This is a genomic window from Janthinobacterium sp. GMG1 (assembly GCF_034427795.1).
In the GTDB taxonomy this organism is placed as follows: domain Bacteria; phylum Pseudomonadota; class Gammaproteobacteria; order Burkholderiales; family Burkholderiaceae_D; genus Janthinobacterium.
The window spans coordinates 153,314-176,488 of the sequence record NZ_JAXQNT010000005.1 but is presented as its reverse complement, the minus strand read 5'-3'; the positions used below and the strand labels follow the sequence as shown (position 1 = coordinate 176,488).

At 66.8% G+C, this 23,175-nt stretch carries 16 protein-coding genes; 9 read left to right on the top strand and 7 right to left on the bottom strand.

Annotated features, from left to right (window positions below):
• Window position 1 precedes the first annotated feature (1 nt).
• Entirely contained in the window at window positions 2-4,504 is a 4,503-nt protein-coding gene (locus SJI03_RS15640; protein WP_322427795.1) for an efflux RND transporter permease subunit, read from the top strand.
• Window positions 4,505-4,523: 19 nt separating this feature from the next.
• On the opposite strand, the gene SJI03_RS15635 is transcribed toward SJI03_RS15640, so the two are convergent.
• On the bottom strand, window positions 4,524-5,429 hold the full coding sequence (locus SJI03_RS15635) for a LysR family transcriptional regulator (protein WP_322427794.1): 906 nt from the start codon (window positions 5,427-5,429) through the stop codon (window positions 4,524-4,526).
• A 30-nt stretch (window positions 5,430-5,459) separates the two neighbouring features.
• Complete coding sequence (locus SJI03_RS15630) at window positions 5,460-6,908, bottom strand: M20/M25/M40 family metallo-hydrolase (protein WP_322427793.1); 1,449 nt, start codon at window positions 6,906-6,908, stop codon at window positions 5,460-5,462.
• Window positions 6,909-7,082: 174 nt separating this feature from the next.
• Here SJI03_RS15630 and SJI03_RS15625 point away from each other — a divergent pair, with 174 nt between their 5' ends.
• The 3 genes from SJI03_RS15625 (at window position 7,083) to SJI03_RS15615 (ending at window position 9,280) form a co-directional block, all read left to right on the top strand.
• Window positions 7,083-7,613 (top strand): GNAT family protein, encoded by a 531-nt coding sequence (locus tag SJI03_RS15625; RefSeq protein ID WP_322427792.1) that lies wholly within the window; start codon window positions 7,083-7,085, stop codon window positions 7,611-7,613.
• A gap of 120 nt (window positions 7,614-7,733) precedes the next feature.
• Window positions 7,734-8,180, top strand: coding sequence for a glycine zipper 2TM domain-containing protein (locus tag SJI03_RS15620; RefSeq protein ID WP_099378761.1), 447 nt, complete (start codon window positions 7,734-7,736; stop codon window positions 8,178-8,180).
• Between the two features lie 149 nt (window positions 8,181-8,329).
• Window positions 8,330-9,280 (top strand): PP2C family protein-serine/threonine phosphatase, encoded by a 951-nt coding sequence (locus tag SJI03_RS15615; protein ID WP_322427791.1) that lies wholly within the window; start codon window positions 8,330-8,332, stop codon window positions 9,278-9,280.
• On the opposite strand, the gene SJI03_RS15610 is transcribed toward SJI03_RS15615, so the two are convergent.
• Window positions 9,261-9,680, bottom strand: a complete 420-nt coding sequence (locus SJI03_RS15610; RefSeq protein WP_322427790.1) for a DUF2177 family protein — start codon at window positions 9,678-9,680, stop codon at window positions 9,261-9,263. The genes SJI03_RS15615 and SJI03_RS15610 overlap by 20 nt on opposite strands.
• Window positions 9,681-10,026: 346 nt before the next feature.
• Here SJI03_RS15610 and SJI03_RS15605 point away from each other — a divergent pair, with 346 nt between their 5' ends.
• The 5 genes from SJI03_RS15605 to SJI03_RS15585 all read left to right on the top strand — a co-directional run bounded on the left by SJI03_RS15605 (window position 10,027) and on the right by SJI03_RS15585 (window position 16,827).
• A complete protein-coding gene (locus SJI03_RS15605) occupies window positions 10,027-11,631 on the top strand; it encodes an FHA domain-containing protein (protein WP_322427789.1) in 1,605 nt (534 codons plus the stop codon).
• Between the two features lie 386 nt (window positions 11,632-12,017).
• A complete protein-coding gene (locus SJI03_RS15600) occupies window positions 12,018-12,620 on the top strand; it encodes a metal-dependent hydrolase (protein ID WP_322427788.1) in 603 nt (200 codons plus the stop codon).
• A 105-nt stretch (window positions 12,621-12,725) separates the two neighbouring features.
• Window positions 12,726-13,253: a sigma-70 family RNA polymerase sigma factor gene (locus tag SJI03_RS15595; RefSeq protein ID WP_322427787.1), complete on the top strand. Its 528-nt coding sequence runs from the start codon at window positions 12,726-12,728 to the stop codon at window positions 13,251-13,253.
• Entirely contained in the window at window positions 13,253-14,221 is a 969-nt protein-coding gene (locus SJI03_RS15590; RefSeq protein WP_322427785.1) for a FecR domain-containing protein, read from the top strand. The genes SJI03_RS15595 and SJI03_RS15590 overlap by 1 nt, the downstream gene beginning before the upstream one ends.
• 128 nt (window positions 14,222-14,349) lie before the next feature.
• On the top strand, window positions 14,350-16,827 hold the full coding sequence (locus SJI03_RS15585; RefSeq protein WP_322427784.1) for a TonB-dependent siderophore receptor: 2,478 nt from the start codon (window positions 14,350-14,352) through the stop codon (window positions 16,825-16,827).
• A gap of 6 nt (window positions 16,828-16,833) precedes the next feature.
• Here the strand turns inward: SJI03_RS15585 and SJI03_RS15580 are convergent, their stop codons facing one another.
• The 4 genes from SJI03_RS15580 to SJI03_RS15565 form a co-directional block, all read right to left on the bottom strand.
• Entirely contained in the window at window positions 16,834-17,721 is an 888-nt protein-coding gene (locus SJI03_RS15580; protein WP_322427783.1) for a pirin family protein, read from the bottom strand.
• Complete coding sequence (locus SJI03_RS15575) at window positions 17,718-18,116, bottom strand: OsmC family protein (RefSeq protein WP_322427782.1); 399 nt, start codon at window positions 18,114-18,116, stop codon at window positions 17,718-17,720. The genes SJI03_RS15580 and SJI03_RS15575 overlap by 4 nt, the downstream gene beginning before the upstream one ends.
• Before the next feature lie 184 nt (window positions 18,117-18,300).
• Entirely contained in the window at window positions 18,301-20,622 is a 2,322-nt protein-coding gene (locus SJI03_RS15570) for an SUMF1/EgtB/PvdO family nonheme iron enzyme (RefSeq protein ID WP_322427781.1), read from the bottom strand.
• A gap of 19 nt (window positions 20,623-20,641) precedes the next feature.
• A complete protein-coding gene (locus SJI03_RS15565; protein WP_322427779.1) occupies window positions 20,642-22,957 on the bottom strand; it encodes a hypothetical protein in 2,316 nt (771 codons plus the stop codon).
• Window positions 22,958-23,175: the final 218 nt, after the last annotated feature.

The following is a 23,175-nucleotide window of genomic DNA, read 5'->3' as shown; positions in this document are numbered from 1 at the left end:
CATGCGTTTTTCCCGATTTTTCATCCGCCGCCCCGTGTTTGCCATCGTGCTGTCCATCCTCATCACCCTGGTGGGTGCAGTATCGGCCATGCGCCTGCCGATCTCGGAGTTTCCCGAGATCGTGCCGCCCACGGTGACCGTGAAGGCCAACTATCCTGGCGCCTCGGCGCAGGAAATCGCCGATACCGTCGCCGCGCCGATCGAACAGGAAATCAACGGCGTCGACGGCATGCTCTACCTGTCCTCGCAATCGGTGGGCGACGGCAAGCTGACCATCAGCGTGGTGTTCAAGGCGGGCACCAACGTCGAACAGGCCCAGTCGCTGGTGCAGAACCGCGTGGCGGTGGCCGAGGCGCGCCTGCCCGATGCCGTGCGGCGCCTGGGGCTGGCCGTCAAGAAGGCATCGCCCGACCAGCTGATGGTGGTGCTGTTCGATTCGCCCAAAGGCACGCGCGACCAGCAATACATTTCCAACTTCATCGGCACGGCCATCAAGGACAAGCTGGCCCGCGTCGAAGGCGTGGGCGACATCTACACGCGCGGTGCGCGCGACTTCTCGATGCGCATCTGGCTCGACCCGGCGCGCGTGGCCTCGCTGGGATTGACGGCGCCGGAAGTGATCGCGGCGGTGCGGCAAGCTAATTCCCAGGTCGCCGGCGGCGTATTGAACCAGCCGCCCGGCGGCAGCGACGGCGCCTTCCAGGTACAGGTGCAGGCGCAAAGCCGCCTGCGCGACGTGGCCGAATTCGAAGCCATCGTCGTGGCCGCCCATGCCGGCGGCGGCGTGGTGCGCCTGCGCGACGTGGCGCGCGTCGAGATGGGCGCGCAGGATTACACGGAAAGCGGCTTCGTCGACAACCGCACGGCCATCGCGCTGAGCATCAGCCTGCTGCCCGGCTCGAACGCGCTGGCCACGGGCGACCGCGTGCTGGACCTGCTGGCCAGGATGGAAGCCGATTTCCCGCAGGACGTCGCCTACCACAGCTATTACAATCCGACTGAATTCATCCGCTCCTCGATCGACAAGGTGCGCGACACCATCTTCGAGGCGGCCCTGCTGGTGTGCCTGGCCATGCTGCTGTTCCTCGGCTCGTGGCGCGCCGCCATCATTCCCATCCTGGCCATTCCCGTGTCCCTCGTCGGCACCTTCAGCGTGCTGGCGGCGATGGGCTATAGCCTCAATACCCTGTCATTGTTCGGCCTGGTGCTGGCCATCGGCATCGTCGTCGATGACGCCATCGTGGTGGTGGAAAACGTCGAGCGGCACATGGAGGACGGCATGAGCCCCGTCGCCGCGGCGCAGCGCAGCATGGACGAAGTGGGCTTTGCCCTGGTCGCCATCGCGCTGGTGCTGGTGGCGGTCTTCGTGCCGACGGCCTTCATCGACGGCATCTCCGGCATGTTCTACCGCCAGTTCGCCGTCACCATCGCCGCCTCCACCGTGATCTCGGCGCTGGTGTCGCTGACGCTGTCGCCGGCCCTGGCCGCGCTGCTGCTCAAGCCGCGGCACGATGCCAACAGCCTGGGCGCGCGCTGGATGCGCATTTTCAACCGCGGCTTTTCCCGCCTGACGGGCGGCTACGTGCGGCTGACGGGGCGCATCCTCTCGCGGCGCTGGCTGATGCTGCCCGTGTACCTGCTGCTGGCGGGCTTGACCCTGTGGCGCCTGGACGTGACGCCGCATGGTTTCGTGCCGCAGCTGGACCGCGGCTACGCCATCGTCTCGATCCAGCTGCCGGCCGGTTCGACCCTGGCGCGCACCAGCGAAGTGGTGCAGGATGCCACGGCCCGCCTGTTGAGCCACCCCGGCGTGGCCCACACGGCCGCCTTCGTCGGCACCGATGGCGCCACGTTTACGTCCGCGCCCAACACGGCCGTCATCTTCACCATGTTCAAGGACTTCGGCGCGCGCGCCAGCGATGGCCTGGACGGCCCGGCCATGCTGGCCGCCATGCGCGCCAGGCTGGCGCCCATCAGCACGGCGCGCGTGATGGTGATACCGCCGCCGTCCGTGCGCGGCATCGGCACGGGTGGCGGCTTCAAGCTGATGCTGCGCGACACGGGCGGCCAGGGACCGCAAGCCTTGCAGACGGCCGCGCGCGCCATCGTCGAGGAAGCGGGCAAGCTGCCCTCGGTAACGGGCGCCTTCACGCCGTTCAACGCCATGAGCCCGCAGATCAAGGTCGAGCTGGACCACACCAAGGCCGAATACCTGGGCGTGCCGTTGCTGCGCCTCAACGAAACCCTGCAAAGCTACATGGCGCCCGTGTTCGTCAACGACATGAACCTGATGGGCCGGGTGTGGCGCGTCACCGCCCAGGCGGACGCGCCCTACCGGCGCAGCGTGGCCGACCTGGCAGCCCTGAAGACGCGCACCGCCAACGGCGACATGGTCCCGCTGGGCAGCGTAGCCGCCTTCAGCGAAGGCACGGCGCCATTCCGCGTGCCGCGCTACAACCTGTATCCCGCGGCCGAAATCCAGGGCAGCACCAGGCCTGGCTACTCGACGGGGCAAACCATCGCCGCGATGGAAGAACTGCTCAAGGCGCGCCTGCCGGACGGCTTCGACTACGAGTGGACGGAACTGGCGCTGCAGGAAAAACACGCGAGCGGCAGCACCGGCATGGTGCTGGGCCTGGCCGTGCTGCTCGTATATTTGCTGCTGGCGGCCCTGTTTGAAAGCTGGCTGCTGCCCCTGTCCGTCGTGCTGATCGTGCCCAGCTGCGTGCTGGCCACGCTGGTCGGCGTGTCGTGGCGCGGCCTGGACAACAACGTGCTGACGCAGATCAGCATCGTGGTGCTGATCGGCCTGGCGGCCAAGAATGCCATCCTGATCGTCGAATTCGCGCGCCAGGCGATGGCGGCCGGCGCCGATGCGCGCGAGGCGGCCATCGCCGCCGCCAGCACGCGCCTGCGGCCCATCCTCATGACGTCGCTGGCCTTTTTGCTGGGCGCGATACCGCTGATGCTGTCTTCCGGCGCGGGCGCGGAAATGCGCCAGTCGATGGGCACGGCCGTCTTTGCCGGCATGCTGGGCGTGACCGTGTCCGGCCTGTTGTTTACACCGTTGTTTTTCACCTTGCTGAGCCGGCGCCGCGCGGCGCCTTTGCTGGCGGCCACGCTGCTGGCCTTGGCCGGCTGCAGCGTCGGCACGCCCACGGCGACGCGGGCGCTCGATATTGCGCAGCTGCCGGTCCTGCCCTCGGCAGCCGGCGCACCGGAGCTGCAGGCCGGCGCACCGCCAGCGCTGTGGTGGCAAGCACTGGGCGACGCCAGGCTGGAGCAATTAGTGCAACGCGCCTGGCACGACAATGACGACGTGCGCATCGCCGCCGCGCGCCTGGCCAGCGCCAGCGAATTTGCGCAAGCGGCGCGCGGCGCCCGCCTGCCGGCGGCGGACCTCGATGTCCAGGCCGGGCGCGCGCGTCTGGCGGCGATCGGGAGCCGCGACGGCCAGCCGCACATCGCTTCGCCGGTACAGTGGAACGCCGTCTTCAGCTGGGAACTCGACCTGTTCGGCCGCGTGCGCCACAGCATCGCCGCGGCCGAGGCCACGGCGGACGAACGCGCTGCCGTGCGCGACGACGTGCGGCGCCTGATCCTGGCGCAGGTGGTGGACGCCTACCTGACGCTGCGCGGCGCGCAGCAGATGCGCGCCAGCCTGGAAGAACAATTAGCCAACCAGTCCGGCACCTTGCGGCTGGTGCGCGAGCGCGAAAGCGCGGGCCGGGCCGCGCCGGCCGAACGCATGCGCGCCGAGGCGCAGATGCGCCTGGCCAGCGCCCGCCTTCCCAGTCTGAACTTTGATGAGCGCGCGGCGCGCAACCGCCTGGCGACCCTCACGGGGCAGCGGCTCGATGCGCCGGAACTGGCGGCGCTCGACCAGCCGATGCCGCTGGCGCTGCCGCAGACCCTGCTGACGGATGAACCGGCCCACCTGCTGCTGCGCCGGCCCGACGTGCGCGCGGCCGAACGCGCGCTGGCGTCGGCCAGCGCGCGCGAAGGCGCCGCCATCGCCGAGCGCTTCCCGCGCATCAGCCTGGGCGCGCTGTTCGGCGCCTCCGGAGTGGCCGGCGACTGGCATGGCGGCGACGCGGCGCGCTGGCATGCGGGCGCCGCCTTTACCCTGCCGCTGTTCGATGGCGGCACGCGCCGCGCCCGCGCCCGCGCGGCCGGCGCCGACGTGCTGGCCGCGCAGGCCAGCTTCGACAAGGCACTGGCGCTGGCGCTGGAAGAAACCGACAGCGCCATCGCGCAATGGGTGCAGCTGCGCAGCCGCCATGCGGCACTGCGCGAGGCGCACCAGCTGGCGCAGGACAGCGCGCGCCTGGCCAGGGTGCGCTACCAGGAAGGCGCGGAAAGCCTGCTCGGCGTGCTCGAAGCAGAGCGCATCGCGCTGGCCACGCAGGAGCAGCTGGTGACGGCCCACCGCGACGTGGCCATCGCCACGGCCCATGGCTACACGGCCATGGCGGGCGGCTTCGACGGACCGGTGCAGCGCTAGAAGACAGGCGCCGGCGGCGTCAAACGGCGCCGATCTGGCCGGCGCAGGCGTCGACCACGCAGCCGCGCAGCCAGCGGTGGGCCGGGTCGGCATCCATGCGCGGATGCCACATCAGCGACACGGTCAGCTCCGGTATGCGCAGCGGCAGCGCAAAGCTGAACATGCCGGCGCGCAGATTGCCCGTATGCCGTTCCGGCACGGTGGCGATCAGGTCCGAGCCGGCGGCCAGCGCCAGCGCCGCCGTGAAGCCGCCGACGATGCTGGCGATCGTGCGCTGCAATCCCAGCGCGGCCAGCGCATCGTCCATCGGCCCCGTATCCTGGTCGCGCCGCGCCACCAGCACATGCTGGCCGGCCGCATAGCGCTCGGCGCTGATCTCGCTTTGCGCCAGCGCATGGCCGCTGCGCACCACGCCCACGAAACGGTCGCCGAACAGCCTGCGCGTGCGCACTTCCGGGCTGGTAAGACTGCCGATCACGCCCGTTTCCAGGTCGATGCTGCCCTCGCGCAGCTGCACGCTTTCGCGGTCTAGCTTTTGCACGAAGCGCAAACGCACGCCCGGCGCTTGCGCGCCGATATGCGCGAGCAGCGCCGGACCGAAATTTTCCACGAAACCGTCGCTCGCACGCAGCGTGAAAGTCTGCTCCAGCTGGCGCGGATCGAGCTGCTGCGCCGGCCCCAGCACGCCCAGCACCTCGTTCAACAGGGGGCCAACTCTTGCGCGCAGCTCCAGCGCGCGCGGCGTGGGCACCAGTTCACGGCCGGCGCGCACCAGCAGCGGATCGCCGGTCGTCTCGCGCAGGCGCGCCAGGGCGCGGCTCATGGCCGATGGACTCAAACGCAAGCGCCGCGCGGCGCGCGTGACGCTGCCTTCGGCCAGCAGCGCATCGAGGGTGATCAACAGGTTCAGGTCGGGTAGCGACATGGATTTTACCTGAGCACGCGTTGCTGGCGCTTACTCGCCCTGCTCCGGCGCGCGGCCAATCTCGCCGTCGATATTGGCCAGGAACCAGGCCAGCGACGACATCAGCGCCACGTTGCGCTTCAGGTTATCCGGGTCGACCTTGTCCAAGGTGTCGGCCGCCGTGTGGTGGTAGTGGAAGTAACTGTGGCTATCGACCAGCGGCTCGAAGCTGGGCACGCCGCCCGTTTCCAGGCGGTGCAAGTCGCCCGTGCCCAGCGCGTCGCGGCGCGTGAACGCGTGCGCGCCCATCGGCAGCAGCGCCGCGCGCAGGGGCGCGAACAGTTTTTCCGACTTCGGCCCCACGCTGGCGAGGATGCCGAACGGGCGGCCGGCGCCGCTGTCCATCTCGATGGCCGCATATTGCTTGCCGAGCGCCTGCTTGTGGGCCTCGAAATAGGCCTGGCCGCCACGGCCGCCATTTTCCTCGTTCATCCAGGCGATCACGCGGATGGTGCGGCGCGGGCGGTAGTCGAGCTTTTTCAGGGTCTCCACCACGCCCATGGCCGCCACCACGCCGGCGCCGTCGTCGTGCGCACCGGTCGCCAGGTCCCAGGAGTCGAGGTGGCCCGAAACCACCACCACTTCGTCGGCCTTGTCCGTGCCCGGCCAGTCGGCGATGACGTTGTAGCTGTCCGCTTCCGGCAGGTTTTGCGGCGTCAGGGTCAGGTGCATTTTCAGAGGGCCGCGTGCGGCCAGGCGGCCCATCAGCAAGGCGTCTTCCACAGTGACGGCGGCGGCGGGAATGCGTTTATTGTCGTCGAGACCCGTGGCGCCCGCGTGCGGGATGCGGAAATCGGCGCCGCCGACCGAGCGCACCAGCGCGGCGGCCGCGCCCAGGTCGGCCGCCGCCTTCGGTCCGAGGAAGCGCGAGCGCGAACCCTGGCCGTAGGTGACGCCGGCCAGGCCCCGTTCGGCCATCTCCTGGTCGAACGGCGTGTCGATCAGCACGATAGCGCCCTTCACTTCCGCCGCGCGGGCCTTGAGTTCTTCCAGGCTTTTGACGATGATCACGGGCGCCGTCAGGCCGGCGGCCGGCGTGGCGCCGGAGCCGCCCAGAGCGGTGAGCACCACGCGCTGGCTGACGCCCTGCGGACGGCCGGCGTAGTCGACGATTTCCGCCGTTTCCACGCCGCGCACCCAGTGCGGCACTTTCACGGGCTGCAGGGTGACTTTGGCGCCCAGCTGGCGCATGGTGTCGGCCACTTGCTGCACGGCGGCGGCGGCGCCGGCGGAGCCGGACAGGCGCGGGCCGATCAGATCCGTCATGTCGGCCAGGCGGGCATATGCCCAGTCGCTTTGCAGCGCGGTGTCGCGCACCTGTGCCAGCGCTTGCGGCGTATTGCCTGGCGCGGCGGCAAAGGCGCCGGCGCTGACGATGCAGCCAAGGGCAAGGGATACTGCGGAACGGCGCAGTGGCGCGCCAGTCAGGATGCTATGCATGTGTTCAAATCCAGTCTACGAGGTCGGAGCGGGTACGCCGTGGCCATGGGCAAGGCGCGACTTTTTCTACGATAGCGTATTTATTCTGTCATTGCAGCAACTTTTACGGCATCGATTGCCTGTTTCCCCAAGAGTCGATTACCATCAGGATCGTGATCGCTACCGGAAACCGCCATGCTCAAGGGAACACTCTGTACCGTCCGGCATTTGCAGGCCGCCGACCTGAATACCTATATTTCCCTCGTCAACGACCTGCCTTCGCGCGGCGAGTTTTTCTCGATGCAGTTCAAGTCGCCCGAGGCCATGCGGCGCGACTTCCTGCAAACGGGATTTGTGACAGAGGACAGCGAACTGTTCCTCATCGAAGACCAATCACAGCACATCATCGGCACGATCACGCACTTCAAGAGCCGCACGCCAGCCTCGCGCGAGATCGGCTACCGCCTGTTCGACCGGCAGCGGGACGGACGCGGCTACATCAGCGAAGCGACGCGCCTGTTGGTCGACTACCTGTTCAACGCCTATCCGTATCACCGGCTGGAACTGCTGATGGACCCGCTGAACATCGGTTCCGAGCGCATCGCGCAAAAGAACGGCTTTACCCAGGAAGGCTTGCTGCGCCAGGCGTTTTTCATCAACGGCGTGATGCGCGATGTCAAAATGTACAGCCTGCTGCGTCCCGAATGGCAGGCACGCCTGCGCTGACTTGTTACCGCCGGGGCAGGATTGTAATAAGTTGTATTAGACGTGGAACATGCTGGCGACAGCAGATATAGTCCACTCCATGCAGATCATTGTGATCTCGCCGGAATGGAAGGAAATGCCATGTTGAACAAGAAACTCCTGGGTGCGGTAATGGTAGCGGCAGTGGCTGTGTCTTCGGCCGCAGTCGCCGGTGACCGCGACTTCAATACCGTTGCAGGCGCCGTTGTCGGAGCGGCCATTGGCAACAGCACCGGCGGCCGCAATGGCGCGATCGTCGGTGGCGTGCTTGGCGCCGCCGTCGGCAACAGCATCAGCACGAATGACCGTTATTACGACCGTGGCGGTTATCGCGGCGGTTACCGCGAAACCTATTATGCGCCTGCGCCGCAGCCCGTGTACTACGCCCCTGCCCCGCAGCCAGTGTATTACGCGCCGCCGCCACGCTATTACGGCCCGCCGGCTGTCGTCTACGTGCAACCGGGCCGCGGCTACTACCGCGACCATGGCCGCCGCGACTATTATGACCACGACCATGGCCGTGGTCACGGCTGGGGCCATCGCCGTTAAGCACCGCCCTGCACTTGCACCATGAAAAACCTGCGCCAGCCTGCTGCCGCAGGTTTTTTTGCGAAATGAGCAAGGTATCGCGCCCACACAATATCGGCTAAGCTGTGTCCTATGATCAACATTGCTGGCCGCCTGGACCGCACCAACCGATGCATTTAATCAAAGACGAGCTCGACTTCGGCGCCTGGCTCGATGCCGCCGCTGGCACCAGCGTAGGTGCCGGCCCCCTGCCGCGCCGCGAAAACCAGGACAACTTCCTGCTGATCGACGCCAGCGGCCACGCCGTCTGCCTGTCGCGGCAGGCGCCGTTCCACTGCCAGGTGCCGGGCTGGCCGCGCGGCCACGTGCGCGCCGCCGTGCTCGACGGCATGGGCGGCCACGGCCACGGGCGCGAAGCGGCGGAAGCGGCCGTGCAAGGCTTGCTGGCCATGCCCGCCTGCCTCGACACGGTCAGCCTGGCGACCAGGCTCGACGAGTTGCACACACGGCTGCAGGACAGTTTCGCCAGTGCCGCGCCAGCCCAGGCGCGACCGCCCGGCACCACCCTGACCTTGCTGGAAGTGCCGCCCGGCGAAGCGCCGCTGCTGTATCACGTGGGCGATTCGCGCCTGTATGAAATCGCCGACGGCACGGCCAGCATCCTCACCGTGGACCACGTGCCGGCCACCGTGTACGCCATGCGCGGCGCGCTCGACGAGACGCGCTGGCGTGCCGCCGTGCATGGCGAGCACCATCCGCAAATCTCGCAGGCATTCATTTTAGGTAACGCCATCAGCGACAGCTTGCAGCTCGACAAGCCCCTGCGCAGCCTCGATGCAGCCACCTTGCCAACCTTCCTCGCGCACCTGGGCGACCGCCGCGTGCTGCGCGTGCGGCCCGGCGCCCACTATCTGCTGGCCAGCGATGGTTTCTGGGCTTGCGAGGATCCGCTAGCTCTCACGGCCCGCTGGCCCGCCCTGTGTGCCGGCAAGACTGCGGCACAGGCCGTCAGCGCCCTGTTCGACGATTTCCTCTCGCATCCGCCAAAAGGCTTGCATAGCGACAACATTACCGTGGTGGCGCTGCGCTTCGATGCGGAATTCACCGCCCCAGGCGGCTAGCAGCCAGATAACCGGCCGACGCCGACACGGAGGACAGCACGGCGCCCCAGGCCATGTCGATCACCGTCAAGGCCAGCGGCCAGTCGCGCAAGGTCGCATAGTTGCTCAAATCATAGGTGCCGTAGGCAAGCAGGCCGAGCAGCGCCCCCAGCGCTGCCGCCGTGCGCCCGCGGCGCGCGCGCAGGCCGGGCAAGATGGCGAAGACCAGCAATCCCGCCACGTACAGCAAATAAAACAGCACGGCCGGCGCCCAGCGGGGAGACTCCGCCAGTAACGGCCCCAGCGCCGCGGCGTACACGGGTTTCATCAGCACCGCCAGCCACAGGGCATCGATGGCCAGGAATACGCACAAGGTGGCGCCATAGGCTATGGCAAGCTGGAACGGACGTTGGACAGGCATGGTCGTCTTTCGGCGTCAGGCGGCGTGTGGGGTAACGGTTGCACCAGCATAATGCAAAAATGCCGCGAGGCTCGCATCGCGCGCCTAAAATGCCCAGCCGGCACGCACGCGCATCGGTGGGAAAGAAATTCCATGCGATATCAAATTACATATCTAGAAAGATATAAAATGTGTTTTTGAGCAATAGTTTCCATGGCAGGCATGACAAGCTGTGATCAGGCGCATGAATTTGGGTAAAAAGAGCGCATTCCGGTGTCGTGAAAGTTGCCAAGCAAGCGCAAAAGCGCGTAAGCTCTCATGTATAACAGAGGGCAAAATGTCCCCGCTCGATTCGAGTCAGAAAGTCATGAAAAAATGCAGCAACCCGGAGCACCCGCACTGTACGTTCTGGGTCTTGCCTGGGGAAACAGTCTGCGCGGGCAACCACCCGCAAGCAACGACTGCCCCCAGCAGCTACGACCTGTTGACCGCACTGCGCAGCGCCCGTTCCGAGCCATCGGCAACGGAGAATGCGCACGCCCCTGCTGCTGACGCCGTTACCGCACCGCTGATGGGCATAGTCGCGCCAGCGCTGCCCAGCCGCATTCCCACGGCGATGCCGGCGTCCACGCCAGCGGCTTCGCCTGCCGCCGTCGCCACGGTTGCCACAGCCGCCCATCCTGCTTACCAGCCCGTGCAAGCCCACCTGCACATCAGCGGCTTCGATCCGCGCGCGGCAGGCGGACGGCAAACCTTAAAAATGGAATTGCGCGGCATGAGCGCCGCCTGCGCGCCGCAACTGACCTTGCGCCTGCGCTCGGACCTGATCCCGCGCGGCCACGTGCAGCATGATTTCGTGCGCACCACGCGCGGCGACTGGCGTCCCGTATTTGTCGAGTTTTCCTCGCGCAACAAGGAACACGGGCAATACCAGATCGAAGTCGAAGTACACAGCCACGTCGATGGCGCCGTGGCGCAGAAATGGGTATGCACGTTTGTCATCCTCGTGCCACGCCGCGACGCCACCCTGACGGAGATCCACCAGATCTTCCTCAGCACCCACAAGAACGTGCGCGTGATGGCCGACGACGCGTCGATTGCCCGCGTCACGGGCGGCGACGGCTGCAACCTTGACGTGACGGCACGCAATGCCGGCATTGCCCACGTGGACCTGTCTGCGCCACAAGGCAAGATCGACATGGGCTTTACCACCATCGCCTGGGACGAAGAGTTGATCGAGGTCGACCTGCCCGCCGCCAGCCACTGCCATCCGCACCCGAGCCAGGCCGCCTGCCTCGTCAATGCGGCGCCGGAAGCGGGAGAGCAGCGCCAGATCCGCCTGTTCGCGCTGGAAGAATGCATGCTGGGGCGTTTTGAGCTGGTCGACCCGGAAGCCGATGTGCTGCTCAGCCATTTCAGTCCCGACGGCCAGGACAACAATGGCTTGACGCGCCGCCTGTCGGGCCGCCACGCCATCATCCGGCGCGGCCAGCAAGGCTTTGAAATCGAGGATGTATCGCGCTATGGCGTGCTGCTCGACGGCGTGTGGCCCGGCAAGCACAAGCCCGTCGCCCTGCGCCTGGGCATGCGCATCGAATTATCTGCCAGCATCAAGGGCATCGTCGTGCTCAGCGTCACGGCCCTGCTCGCGCACGGCGTGATCTTGCACCGCATCGACCACGGCGCCCGCGCCGAGTGTTTTTACCTGTTGCTGCCAGAAGCCCAGCCCACGCCGGCAAACCACCTTGCCACGCCGCAGGCCAGCTGCCTGCCCGTGCTCTTCCACCGCAACGGTGGTTTCTGGCACCTGGACACGGCCAGCGGCAAGGAAACCGCGCTGGCCCCTGCCACCGCGCTCGACAAGCTCAGCGGCTTTGCGCGCCATAACCGCTTCGCCAGCGAACCGTATCCCGAATGCTGGATCATCCGCACCGAAGGCGCGGCGCTGTGCGACAGCGTGCTAACCGCCTGATACAACGGCTCTCAAACACTAGCTAGCGCGGTACCAGTACCAGGAAAATCATCGACAGCCCAAAAATAAACACCGCTTCCAGCGTAAATACGATGGCGGGAATCTGTAATTCGCGCGGGATTTTCATGGCGACACCTCTTCAAAACACAGGACTGCTTTCAGCATAGCGCGCCCTGCGCCGATTGCATTATCAGCCGCACAACACACTTGACCGCCCGGCATGACTTGCCGAGTCCGCTGGCCAAGCTCTCCCGACACACAATTTAACAAATTATCGGCCGATATTCTGCAAATAGCACCCCTCCAAGCCCTTGCATACTGTATATTCATCCAGTTAATATCCCCTGCATTTCACACAACGCCACGCATGGCGTTTTACATTTTCTATGGCTTCCAACAAAGCGCATCATGCGACCGGTTGGGCTGCCGGCGTGATCGCCGCGGCCCTGGTCGCGCACGCTGGCGCCGGTGGTCCCTATCAAGTGCTGAGCATGCTCGCCTTTGTCATGGGCGCGCTGGGCGGCACGGCGCCGGACTGGCTGGAAGTGGCTTGGTGGGCGCGCACGCACCGGCTATGGATCACGCACCGCACATGGACGCACTGGGGCCTGGCGTGGATCGCCCTGCTCGTCTACACCTACCTGCAATTGCCGCACCACCTGTGGGCGCCGCCCCTGTTCGGCTTTGCCGCCGGCGGCATCATGCATTTGCTGGCCGACTGGCCCAATCCGCTGGGTGTGCCATGGATTTTCCGCCGCCACTCGCTGCGCTGGTGGAAAAGCGGCCGCCACGACATCATCGTCATCATCGCCGCCTGGCTGGCCGCCACCATCGTGGCCGACCACGTGTTTTTCGACGGTATCCACTGGCAGCGCACCGTCCTGGCGTTCGATAGCCTGCTGCACTGGTCCGCTGGCGCACTCCAGACGGCTTGGGCAAATCTGCAACAATGGCAGCTGCGCTGGCGCCTGGGCGGCGACGCCAATTGACGCCGGCAGCGTGGCAATGTGATAATGAGTATCATTCTCAAACAGCCCAGCCAGCCGGCACCCCGCGTTCCGTCAGCCCAGCCCTTTCCTTGCCTGGAGAACGCAGTGAGTACCGTCAGTCCCGTCCATGCCGTCCATGCCGTCCACCTGAAAACCCTGTACAGCGAGCACCACGGCTGGCTGTATGGCTGGCTGCGCGGCAAGCTGGGCAACCGCGCCGAGGCGGCCGACCTGGCGCAGGATACGTTCTTGCGCCTGATGGGCAAGCGCGAGGTGACACCGCTGGCGCCCCTGCGCGAGCCGCGCGGCTACCTGGCGACCATTGCGCGCGGCTTGCTGATCGACCGCTACCGGCGCCAGGCGCTGGAGCAAGCTTACCTGGAAGCGCTGGCGCAGCAAGCCGAGCCTGTATCGATGTGCGCCGAAACGCATGCCATCATTATCGAAACCCTGCTCGCCATCGACCGCCTGCTCGACGGCCTGGGTGCCCGCACGCGGGCCATCTTCCTGCTGGCGCAGATCGAAGAACTGAGCTACGTGGACATCAGCCGGCGCCTCGGCGTCTCCCTGCCCACCGTAAAAAAGCACCTGGTGCGCGCCTATACGGAATGCCTGATGCTGGCGGCCGCCTGATGTTCGCCGCATCCGCCTCCCCTTCGTCGCCTATCCCCCGCAAGGTGCTGGCCGCCGCCGCCCACTGGCATGTGGAGCTCCAGTGCGGCGGCGCCGACCCGGCAGCGCTGCAGGCATGGCGCGACGCCAGCGCAGAACATGAACGGGCCTGGGAGCTGCTGCAGCGTATGGACGGCCAGTTGGGCGCGATACCGGCAGCACTGGCGATTCCCGCCCTGCAGGCGGCGCAGCAGCGCCGGCGCGCGGCCGCCAAGATACTCGCGCTGCTGGTGGCAACCGGCGGCGGCATCGCGCTGGGCCAGGTGGGCCTGCAATCGGACCCATGGCAAGCCCTGACGGCGTCCTTGCGCACGGCGCCGGGCCAGCGCCGCCACGTCACCCTGGCCGATGGCGGGCGCCTGGAAGTGAATACGGATAGCGCCCTGGATGTCGCTTACAGCGCCACGCACCGCCGCATCCGCCTGCATCATGGCGAAATCATGATCACGACGGCGCCCGACCCGCGCCCCTTCCTCGTCGACACGCCGCACGGCGTGATCCGCGCGCTGGGCACGCGCTTCGGCGTGCGCTGCGATGGCGATGGCAGCACCGTCAGCGTCTACGAACATGCCGTGGAAGTGCGCTGCGCTGCGCGCCCGGATGCCGTGCGGCGCCTGGAAGCTGGACAGCAGCTACGCTTCAGCGCAACTGGCGCGGATGACGTGCAGACCATGCCTGCGCACCAGGACAGCTGGCTGCGCGGCATGCTGGTGGCGGCCGACTGGCCGCTGCAACAACTGGTTGCGGAACTGGCGCGCTACCGGCGCGGGCGTCTCGTCTGCGACACCAAAGTGGCGCGCCGCCCCGTCACGGGCACCTACCGCCTCGACGATATCGACGCCGTGCTGGAAAGCCTGTGCGCCTCGCACGGGCTGCAAGTGACGTACTTCACGCGCTACTGGGCCACGGTGGCGGCCCGCTCCACGTAATTATTTTCAGTTTTTTTGCGCCAGGGGTTGGTGTTTCGCTGCGCTGCTTCGGCTTCCTAGTTAAGTAGCCAATTCACGTAGCCGATTCACACGCCAATTCTTATCCCTTTAGAGCAGAAAGACCGAGCATGCAGCTGACCACCCCCGTCCTCCATCCCGCCGCGCGCGCCATCCGCCTGGCCGTCATCGCCATGGCTTGCGCCGCCCCCGCCGCCTTTGTCGCAGCACCCGTCCTGGCGCAAGGCCAGGCTACCGCTGCAGCACCGCAAGCCTACGCCGTGCCAGCCGGCCCGCTGGCCACGGCCCTGAACGACTTTGCCGTCGCCGCCGGCGTCAGCCTGTCGACCGATCCCGCGCAGACGCGGGGCCTGCGCTCGCCCGGCGTGCGCGGCAGCTTCAATGTCGGCCAGGGTTTTGCCCAGGTGCTGGCCGGCAGCGGCCTGGAAGCCGTGCAGCTGCCGAACGGCGCCTATGTGCTGCGCCAGGCAGCGCCAGCGTCCGCAGCGGCGGCCGGCGTGGAAAAGACCATGGCGCCCGTGACTGTCAGCGCCAGCATGGAGCGCGACCCCGTCAGTGAGCACAGCAACTCGTATGCGGCGCGCGCCGTCACCGTCGGCAAGGGCGTGCAAACCCTGCGCGAAATTCCGCTATCCGTCAGCGTCGTCACGCGCCAGAAGATGGACGACCAGAACCTCAATACCATCGACGCCGTGCTGGCCAACACCACCGGCATCACCATGTACGACAGCCCCATGGGCGGGCGTTATGTGTATTCGCGCGGCTTCATGGTCGACACTTACCAGTTCGATGGCGTCAACCGCGCCATGTTCTACCCGCAGGCGAACAGTTTTACCAGCAACACGGCCATGCTCGATCGCGTCGAAATCGTGCGCGGCGCCACGGGCCTGTTGCAGGGCACCGGTTCGCCGGGCGCCGCCATCAACATGGTGCGCAAGCGCCCGCTGGCGGAAAAACAGGTGCAGCTGGCGCTCAGCGCCGGCCGCTGGAACGACGTGCGCGGCGAGGTCGACGTCACCGGTCCCCTGAACGAGGCGGGCAGCATCCGCGGCCGCGTCGTGGCCGCGCACGACCAGCGCGATTATTTTTATGACGTGGCCGACAGCCGCACGGACGTGCTGTACGGCGTGCTGGAATTCGACCTGGCGCCGGGCAGCAAGCTGACGACGGGCGCCAGCTACGAAAAACTGAAGTCAACGCCGTTTTTCTCGGGCATGCCCCGCTACCTCGATGGCAGCGACCCGAAACTGCCCCGCTCGACCTACCTGGGCGCGGACTGGAATCGCTGGGACAGCCGCCAGACGGCCGCCTTCGCCGAATTCGAACACCGCTTCGATGCCGACTGGTCGCTCAAGGCCAGCGCCAACTACACGCGCGAACAGCATGACGTGAAATACATGTTCAACCTGGGCGCGCTCAATCCCGCCACCATGGCCGGCATGATGATGTACGCTGGCGTGTTCGACTACGGCACCACGAACAAGGGACTCGACCTCTCGCTCGATGGCAAATTCAACGCCTTCGGCCGACGCCACGGCTTCAGCGCCGGCGTCAGCACGAACCGGCTGGAAAGCGACAGCGATTACAGCCTGGCCATGATGAAGCTGCCCAATAGCGCGCTGCAACCCAATCACGGCGTGGCGGAACCGAGCGATGCCTGGATACGCAAGGAACAGTATGGCGGCGGCCACAGTCTGACGAGCATGACGCAGACGGGTGCCTACGGCGTGGCCCGCTTCAGCGTCAGCGCCCCGCTCACCGTGGTGGCGGGCGCGCGCGTGTCGAACTACAAATCGAGCAGCGTGTACCGCGACACGGGCGAGGTGTACATCGACCCGTACCGCGAAAACGGCGTCGTCACGCCGTATGGCGGCGTCATTTACGCATTCGACAAGCGCTGGTCCGGCTACGCCAGCGTGTCCGACATCTTCCAGCCGCAAAACCAGCGCACGGCCGAAGGCGCCCTGCTTGAGCCGCTGAAAGGGCGCAACCTGGAAGTGGGCGTGAAAGGTGAACTGTTCGATGGCAAGGTCAATACCTCGCTGGCGCTGTTCCGCATCGAGCAGCGCAACCGCGCCGAGGCAGATCTGGTCAATATCTGCACCAGCGGCACGGAGTGCTATTTCTCGACCGGCAAGGTGCGCAGCGAAGGCGTCGATGCGGAAATCAGCGGCGAAGTGACGCCGGGCTGGCAGCTGTTCGCCGGCTACACCCTGAACAACTTCAAATACCTGGAGCAGACGTCGGACGCAGGCGTGATGTTCGCCAGTACCTACTCGCCGCGCCACATGCTGCGCGCGTGGAGCGACTACCGCCTGCCCGGTGCCTTGCAGAAGTGGAGCGTGGGCGGCGGCGTGAACTTCCAGACGGAGAGCTCGCGCACGACGCGCGACGTGAAGGTGGCGCAAGGCGCGTATGCCTTGTGGAGCGCGCGCGCCGCCTGGCAGATCGACCGCAACTGGACGGCGTCGCTGTCCGTGACGAACTTGCTCGACAAGCGCTACTACCAGACGGTGAGCGCGCCGGCGTGGGGCAATTTCTATGGCGAGCCGCGCAAGGCGCAACTGACCTTGCGCGCGCGGTTCTAATCCAGCTTATGCCGGAGGACGCAATGGCGCCTTCGGCAGCGGGATGAATTCCGTCTCGCCCGGCACACTGCCCATGCGCTGGGCGGTCCAGTCGTCGGCCGCCTGCGACAATCGCTCCTTGCTCGACGAGACGAAATTCCAGAACAGGAAGCGGTGGCCGTCCAGCGGCTCGCCGCCGATCACGACGAACTGCACCGGGCCGCCGCCTGCCGTCACCACGGGCGCGGCACCAGCTTCCAGCAAGGCCATGGTGTGCGGTACCAGCGCCACGCCATCGATCAGCACCTCCCCGCTGATCGGATACACCGCCGCTTCCGCCGGCAAGCCTTCCAGGCGCAGCTCGCGCCCCGCCTGCAGCGCCACGTCCAGGTACAGCGTCTGCATGTAGGTGCGCACGGGCGAGGTCTGGCCAAACGCCGTGCCGATCAACACCTTGACGACGGCGCCATCGAGCGCCACGACGGGAATGTCGGCCTGCGGCGTGTGCGTGAAACTCGGTTCATCTTCTTCGTGCGCCTTGGGCAGCGCGGCCCACAGCTGCAAGCCGTGCGTGCGGTGCGGCTGGCCCGCCAGGTCCTGCGGCGTGCGTTCCGAATGCACGATGCCGCGCCCGGCCGTCATCCAGTTGATGGCGCCCGGTTCGATGCGCTGGTACGAGCCGATGCTGTCGCGGTGGTCGATCGCACCCTCGAACAGATAGGTGACGGTAGCCAGGCCGATGTGCGGATGGGGGCGCACGTCGTGGTTGGCGTCGGGCGCCACGTCGATGGGGCCGAAATGGTCAAAGAAAATGAAGGGGCCGACGGCCTGTTTGACGGCGGAAGGCAACAGGCGCCGCACGACGAAGCCGCCGCCCAGGTCCTTTTCGTGGCTTTTCAGGATGGCCGCGCTCATGCCAGCACCGTCGTCACTTCGGTGGTCACGGCCGTCATCAATTTATGCAGCGGGCATTTGCCGGCCGCGGCCAGCAATTCCTCGCGCTGCGCATCCGTCAGCTCGCCCGTCAGGTGCAGGGTGGCGGCCAGGCGGTACACACCCTTGCGCTCTTCGCTGGCATCGCGTTCGGTCGACACTTCCACGTGCTCCAGGGGGATGCCCTTGTGTTTGGCATACCAGACGACGGTGAGCGCCTTGCAGGCCGACAGGGCCGCGTCATACAGGTCGTGCGGCGACGGGCCGGCATCGCCGCCCCCTTCGGCCACCGAGGCGTCGGCGGAAATGATGTGATCGCGCACGTGCACGATGTGGCGCATGGCTTGCGACTGGTCGCGGATGGCTTTGATGGTCATGGCGTTCCTTGGTGCGTTTGGAAAGCCACAATTTACACCGTTTGCCCGCTTTGCGCAGCCGGCTCCCCAGCTACCTGGTCATTTGATACGGAACAGGGGGTCGGTGGGCAGGCGAAGACGATGGACACTCCAGCACGGTTAAGGTGCATGCCGTATCCCTCAAGATGACCGATATGATAATGAGTCAGTCGAGCGTGCGCGCCACCCTGAAGCCCACGATGTCGTTCGACAGCACGGTGGAAAAGCCGTTGCGCAGGGCCGAGCGCAAATAGCGCGGGTGGTACAGCCAGGAGCCGCCGCGCAGGATGCGCCGGCTACTGTCGCTGCCCTCTTCCCATGCGCTGCCGTCGACGGGCGCGCCTTCGTAATTGTCGTGCACCACATCCTGCACCCATTCCCACACATTGCCATGCATGTCGAACAGGCCCCAGGAATTCGGCGCGAATGTGCCCAGCGGCGTGGTGCCGCCCCGATACACGCCGCGCGGGCCGCCGTTGTACACATACAGGCCGTCGTAATTGGCTTGCTCCGTGCTGATGGTGTCGCCCACGTTGAAGGCCGTGCGCGAGCCGGCACGGCACGCGTATTCCCATTCCGCTTCGCTGGGCAAGCGGTACTGGCGGCCCGTGCATTCGCTCATCCACGCCAGGAACAGCTGCGCGTCATTCCAGCTCACGCCCACCACCGGGTGCTGCTCGTTCTGCACGAAGCCGGGATTATCCCAGTCCGTTTCCGACCCGCCCGCCCAGCCGGTCGCCTTGACGAAGGCGCGCCATTCGCCCACGCTGACGGGGTGGCGAGCCAGCGCGAACGGGCGCTCGATGCCGACCCAGTGCTGCGGCATTTCGCGTTCGAGCCACGTCTTTTGCGAGCCGGCCTGCATGGCCGCCTTGTGTTCCGTCTCGTGCGCGCCCATCTGGAAGCGGCCGCTGGGAATGAGCACCAGTTCCGGCCCCTGTCCCGCGCCATCGAGAAAATCGTCGCGCAAGATGCCTTCGGCATTGGCCACCGGTTCCGCGTGTTCCGTTTCCGGCACCGGCGCGGATGCCTGCACAGGGACAGATGCGGTCGCGGCGCGGCTGGCCTCTTCCTTGCGCGCGCGCTCCTGCTCGGCCCGATATGCCGCCTCGGCCTTGGCGACGATGGCCTTGCGCTGCAATTCCTGGTGTTCCTGCAAGGCCGTGGCGGCATCGGCTTCGCGGCGCGCGCGCAGCTGGCCGCGCAGCGCTTCCTTGCGCAACTTGCGCGCCTCTTCCGCCTCGAAATGGCGCTGCGCTTCCTGTTCGCGGCGCAGTTTGTCCTGCCGCTGCTTTTCCAGCGCGGCGGCCTGGATTTCCGCCTTGCGGCGCTGATCCAGTTCTTCCTGGCGTATGCGGGCTCGCTTGATCTCTTCCTCGCGCGCCTGCTCGGCGGCCAGCGCCGCCTCCCGCTGTTGCTGCGCCTGCTGCGCCGCGCGCGCCTGCTGCTGGCGCGCCTGTTCCGCCAGTTCTTCGGGCGATGGCCCGGCCGCGCGTTCCAGCCCTTCCAGCAAGGCTTGCACGGATTGCGGCCGCAATTCCGCCGTCAGCGAAAAACCGTTCTGCAGCACTTGCCACTGTTGCGCGTTGAGCGCTTGCGGCTTCGAAGGCAAATGGCTGGCGCTGCGCATGTCGTCGAACGGCATGCGCCCTTCCAGCATCTGGTAGATCATCACGGCCACCGCATACACGTCCAGGCGCGGGCTGGGCTGGCGCTGGTTGGCGCCGGCTTCGGGCGCCCGGTAGCCGTGCGTGCCCGCGTTCGGCATCTCCAGCGCCAGGCTGCTGTCCGCATTGCGCACCCGCGTGGCGATGCCGTAGTCGAGCAGCTTGACGTCGCCCTTCGCCGTCAGGAAGACATTGCCTGGCTTGATGTCGCGGTGCACCAGCTTGTGCTTTTCCCAGGCATACGACAGCGCTTCGGCCACCGGCTGCAACAGTTCCTGCACCGTGGACAGCGGCAGCGCACCCTGGCGGCCCAGATAGTGTTCCAGGTCTTCGCCATCGAGGCATTCCATGATGATGAAATAGCTGGCCGTGGCCGGGTCCTGCGCCCATTCGTAGACGCGCACGATGTTTTCATGCGCGAGTTTTCTCGCCTGGGTCGCTTCCTCGATCAGCAGCTTGGCGTGCGTGGCGCTTTGCGTCAGCTGCGGCGGCAATATCTTCAGCGCCACCATTTCGCTGCTGCCCAGTTCCGCGTGCGTGGCCAGGTCGGTGGCTTGCCACACCTGCCCCATGCCGCCCGTGCCGATCAGCCGTTCGAGCCGGTAGCGGCGGTTTTGCGGACCGATTTCCTGGCCCGTCATGAAGCCCAGCTCCGTGCCCTGGCGCACGGGCAGCGGCGCGGCCACAGGTGCGGCGCCTGGCGGCGCGTACTCGGCGTCGAGGATGGCGTTCTTGCGGCGTTCGAATTCCTGCTCGCTGAGCAGCCCGTCGTCGTGGAGGGCGCGCAGTTCCCGCAGCTTGTCTCGTGCTTTTTGCATCATCTGGAGTGAAACGCTTCCGTCAAGGCTGCAGGGCGGCGCCGCAGGCGGCGCAGAATTTATCTTCCGGATGGCCCGCGCGCTGCGCGTGGCCGTTCTTGCAGCGGGCCGGCGCTGCAGAGGCGGCGCCAGGCTGCAGCGCCTGCGCCACGGCCACGCCCAGCTGCGCCTGCGCCGACAAGCCATGCGCGTGCGCCGCGTTCTGCAGGTTGATCAGATCGAGCTGCTGGCGCCGCTCGCGTTCCGCCTGGCCTTCCAGGTAGCTGCGCTCCTGCGCCACGCTGTCCTGCGCCATGCGCATGGCGTCCAGCGGGGCGACGCTGCTCTCGGCCGCTGCCAGCGCCGCCAGCGCGTGAATCTGCTCGGCGCTCATGCCCGCCTGCAGCTGCACTTTCAGCACTTGCGCCAGCGCGACCGCATTCTGCCCGGCGGCCATGGCCACCTTGCCCGTGTCGCTCAGCGAGCCGATTTTCTCGATGCGGTCGATGTCGATGCGCGCCAGTTCGGCCGCATGCGCCTGCTGCGCCAGCAGGGCTTCGTATTCGCCCTTCCAGCGCGCATAATCGCTTTCGCGCTGCTGGGCCATGGCCAGCAAGTCGCGCTGCCATTGCGCTTCCTGCTCCAGCTGGCGCAGCTGCTGGCGCTGCTCCTCGATGGCCAGCGCGTCGAGCTGCGCCAGCTGCGTTTGCTGCTGCAGCTGGCGCGCGTGCACGCCATCGGCCTCAATGGTGCGCAGCAGCTTTTCCTGCTGCGCGATGGCGTCTTCGCGCACGCCGCCACGCCGCAGCGCCGCGACTTTTTCCGCGATTTCCGTCGCCTGCACCTGGGCCGCTTCATCCTTGTGCGCCTCGGCGCGCAGCAGTTCGCGCTGGCGCGCCAGCTGCATCTGCTCTTCCCACTCCTGTACCCGCTCGGCCTCGCGCTTGCGCGCCGCGTTGGCCAGCATCAGGCCCTGCCAGGCGGCCTGGTGCTGCTCCGCCTCCAGCTGCGCCTCGCGTTGGGCCGCATCCGCCTCCGCCTGACGCAGGCGCGCCAGCTGGGTGCGGCGACCCGTCTCGTCGTCGATCAGCAGCGCGCTTTCCACTTGCTGCGCGATCGACTGCAGGTGCACCTGATGCGTAAAGCGCTGCTGCGCCAGCTGGATCTGTTCGCGCCCATGCAGCTGCGACAGTTCCAGCTCGCTGCGCATCTTGATGGCGGCCAGCGCGCGCACGTGTTCCCAGTTGGCCGCTTCGTCGGCGTGCTGCGCGCCCTTCTGCGCCAGTTCCTGTTCCAGCTCGCCCAGCGCCAGCGCGGCGCCATGGTCGAGCGCCTGGCGCCGCGATTTCGCTTCCAGGATGCGGCCATACAGGTCGATCTGGCGCCCGCGCAGCGCTTGCAGGCGCTCCGCTTCCTGGTGGTTCAGTTCCGCCTTTTCCAGCGTCGCATCCTGCTGCAATTCCGCGCGGCGGTGTGCGTGGCGCGCTGCCAGTTCCTCGCGGCGGATGCGCTGCCACTCTTCCTCGTCATACAGCTGGTCGAGCTGCTTCATGCGTTCCAGACTGTGTTGCTCGAGTTCCTGCGCCGGCAAGCCGCCCAGCCACAGGGTACCGATGGAGGCATCGCCATTGCCCTCGCGTTTGTCGTGGCGCAAACTCAGCGTTTCCACGCGCGCCACGGCCAGGCCGCTGGGCGCCAGTCGCTGCGTCAGCGCCGATTGCAGGCGTTCGTTCAATTCGGGCCGCAGGTCGGCATTCGCGTCCATCTCGACCAACGCGCGGCTGCCGATGAATTCCAGCGCAATCTGGCGCACGGACGGCAGCAGCAAGGCGTGCAGGTGGGCCCGCGTGACGGCGCCCGGCGCGCGCATGAACTGGCGCGCGAACGCATCGGGCTGGCCCAGCCCGATATCGACACGCAGGGACGCGGCAACGTTCAGCAGTTCCGAGCTGGCCAGGCCAGGCAAGTCGAAGTCCAGGCTGACGGCGTCGGCGCGCGCGATCAGCACTTCGGCCGGACGCGCCGGCAGCAGCGCGGGCAGGCGCGCAAAGAAGGCGGCGCTGTCGTAGTCGCCGGCCGGTATCAAGGTGAAAGCGTCCGATTGCACGATCCAGGCGCGCGACTCGGCCGGCACCTGCAGGCGGCGCGCGGCGCTGCCGAACAACGAGGACAGTTCACGCACGCCGAAGAACAGGGCTAGTTGCCCTTCAGCAAGATGCCATTGGTTGGCATGCAGCACCGCGTCGCTGTCGGGTGCCCCCAGCGACAAGCCGCATTGCGCGCAATAGCCGGCGGCAGCGCCGTTCTTGTGCTCGCAGCGCGGGCAGCGGGCGCCGCCAAAACCAAACAATTGGAACATGTGTGACTCCTGATGAGAATGATTGTGCGCGCAACACGGCTGCCATGCCGATTCTAGCAGGATAGCCGGGCTTCACTTGCCGCGCACGGCATGGGCACGGCAGTGCGCAGCATCAGATAATGCCATAGGGCAATTGCATTCATATGCACGGATACAGGGCGAATTAGGCCTCAATTCATGCGGTCGCCCGCCAGCGCCGCGCGCAGGCATTTCAGCGC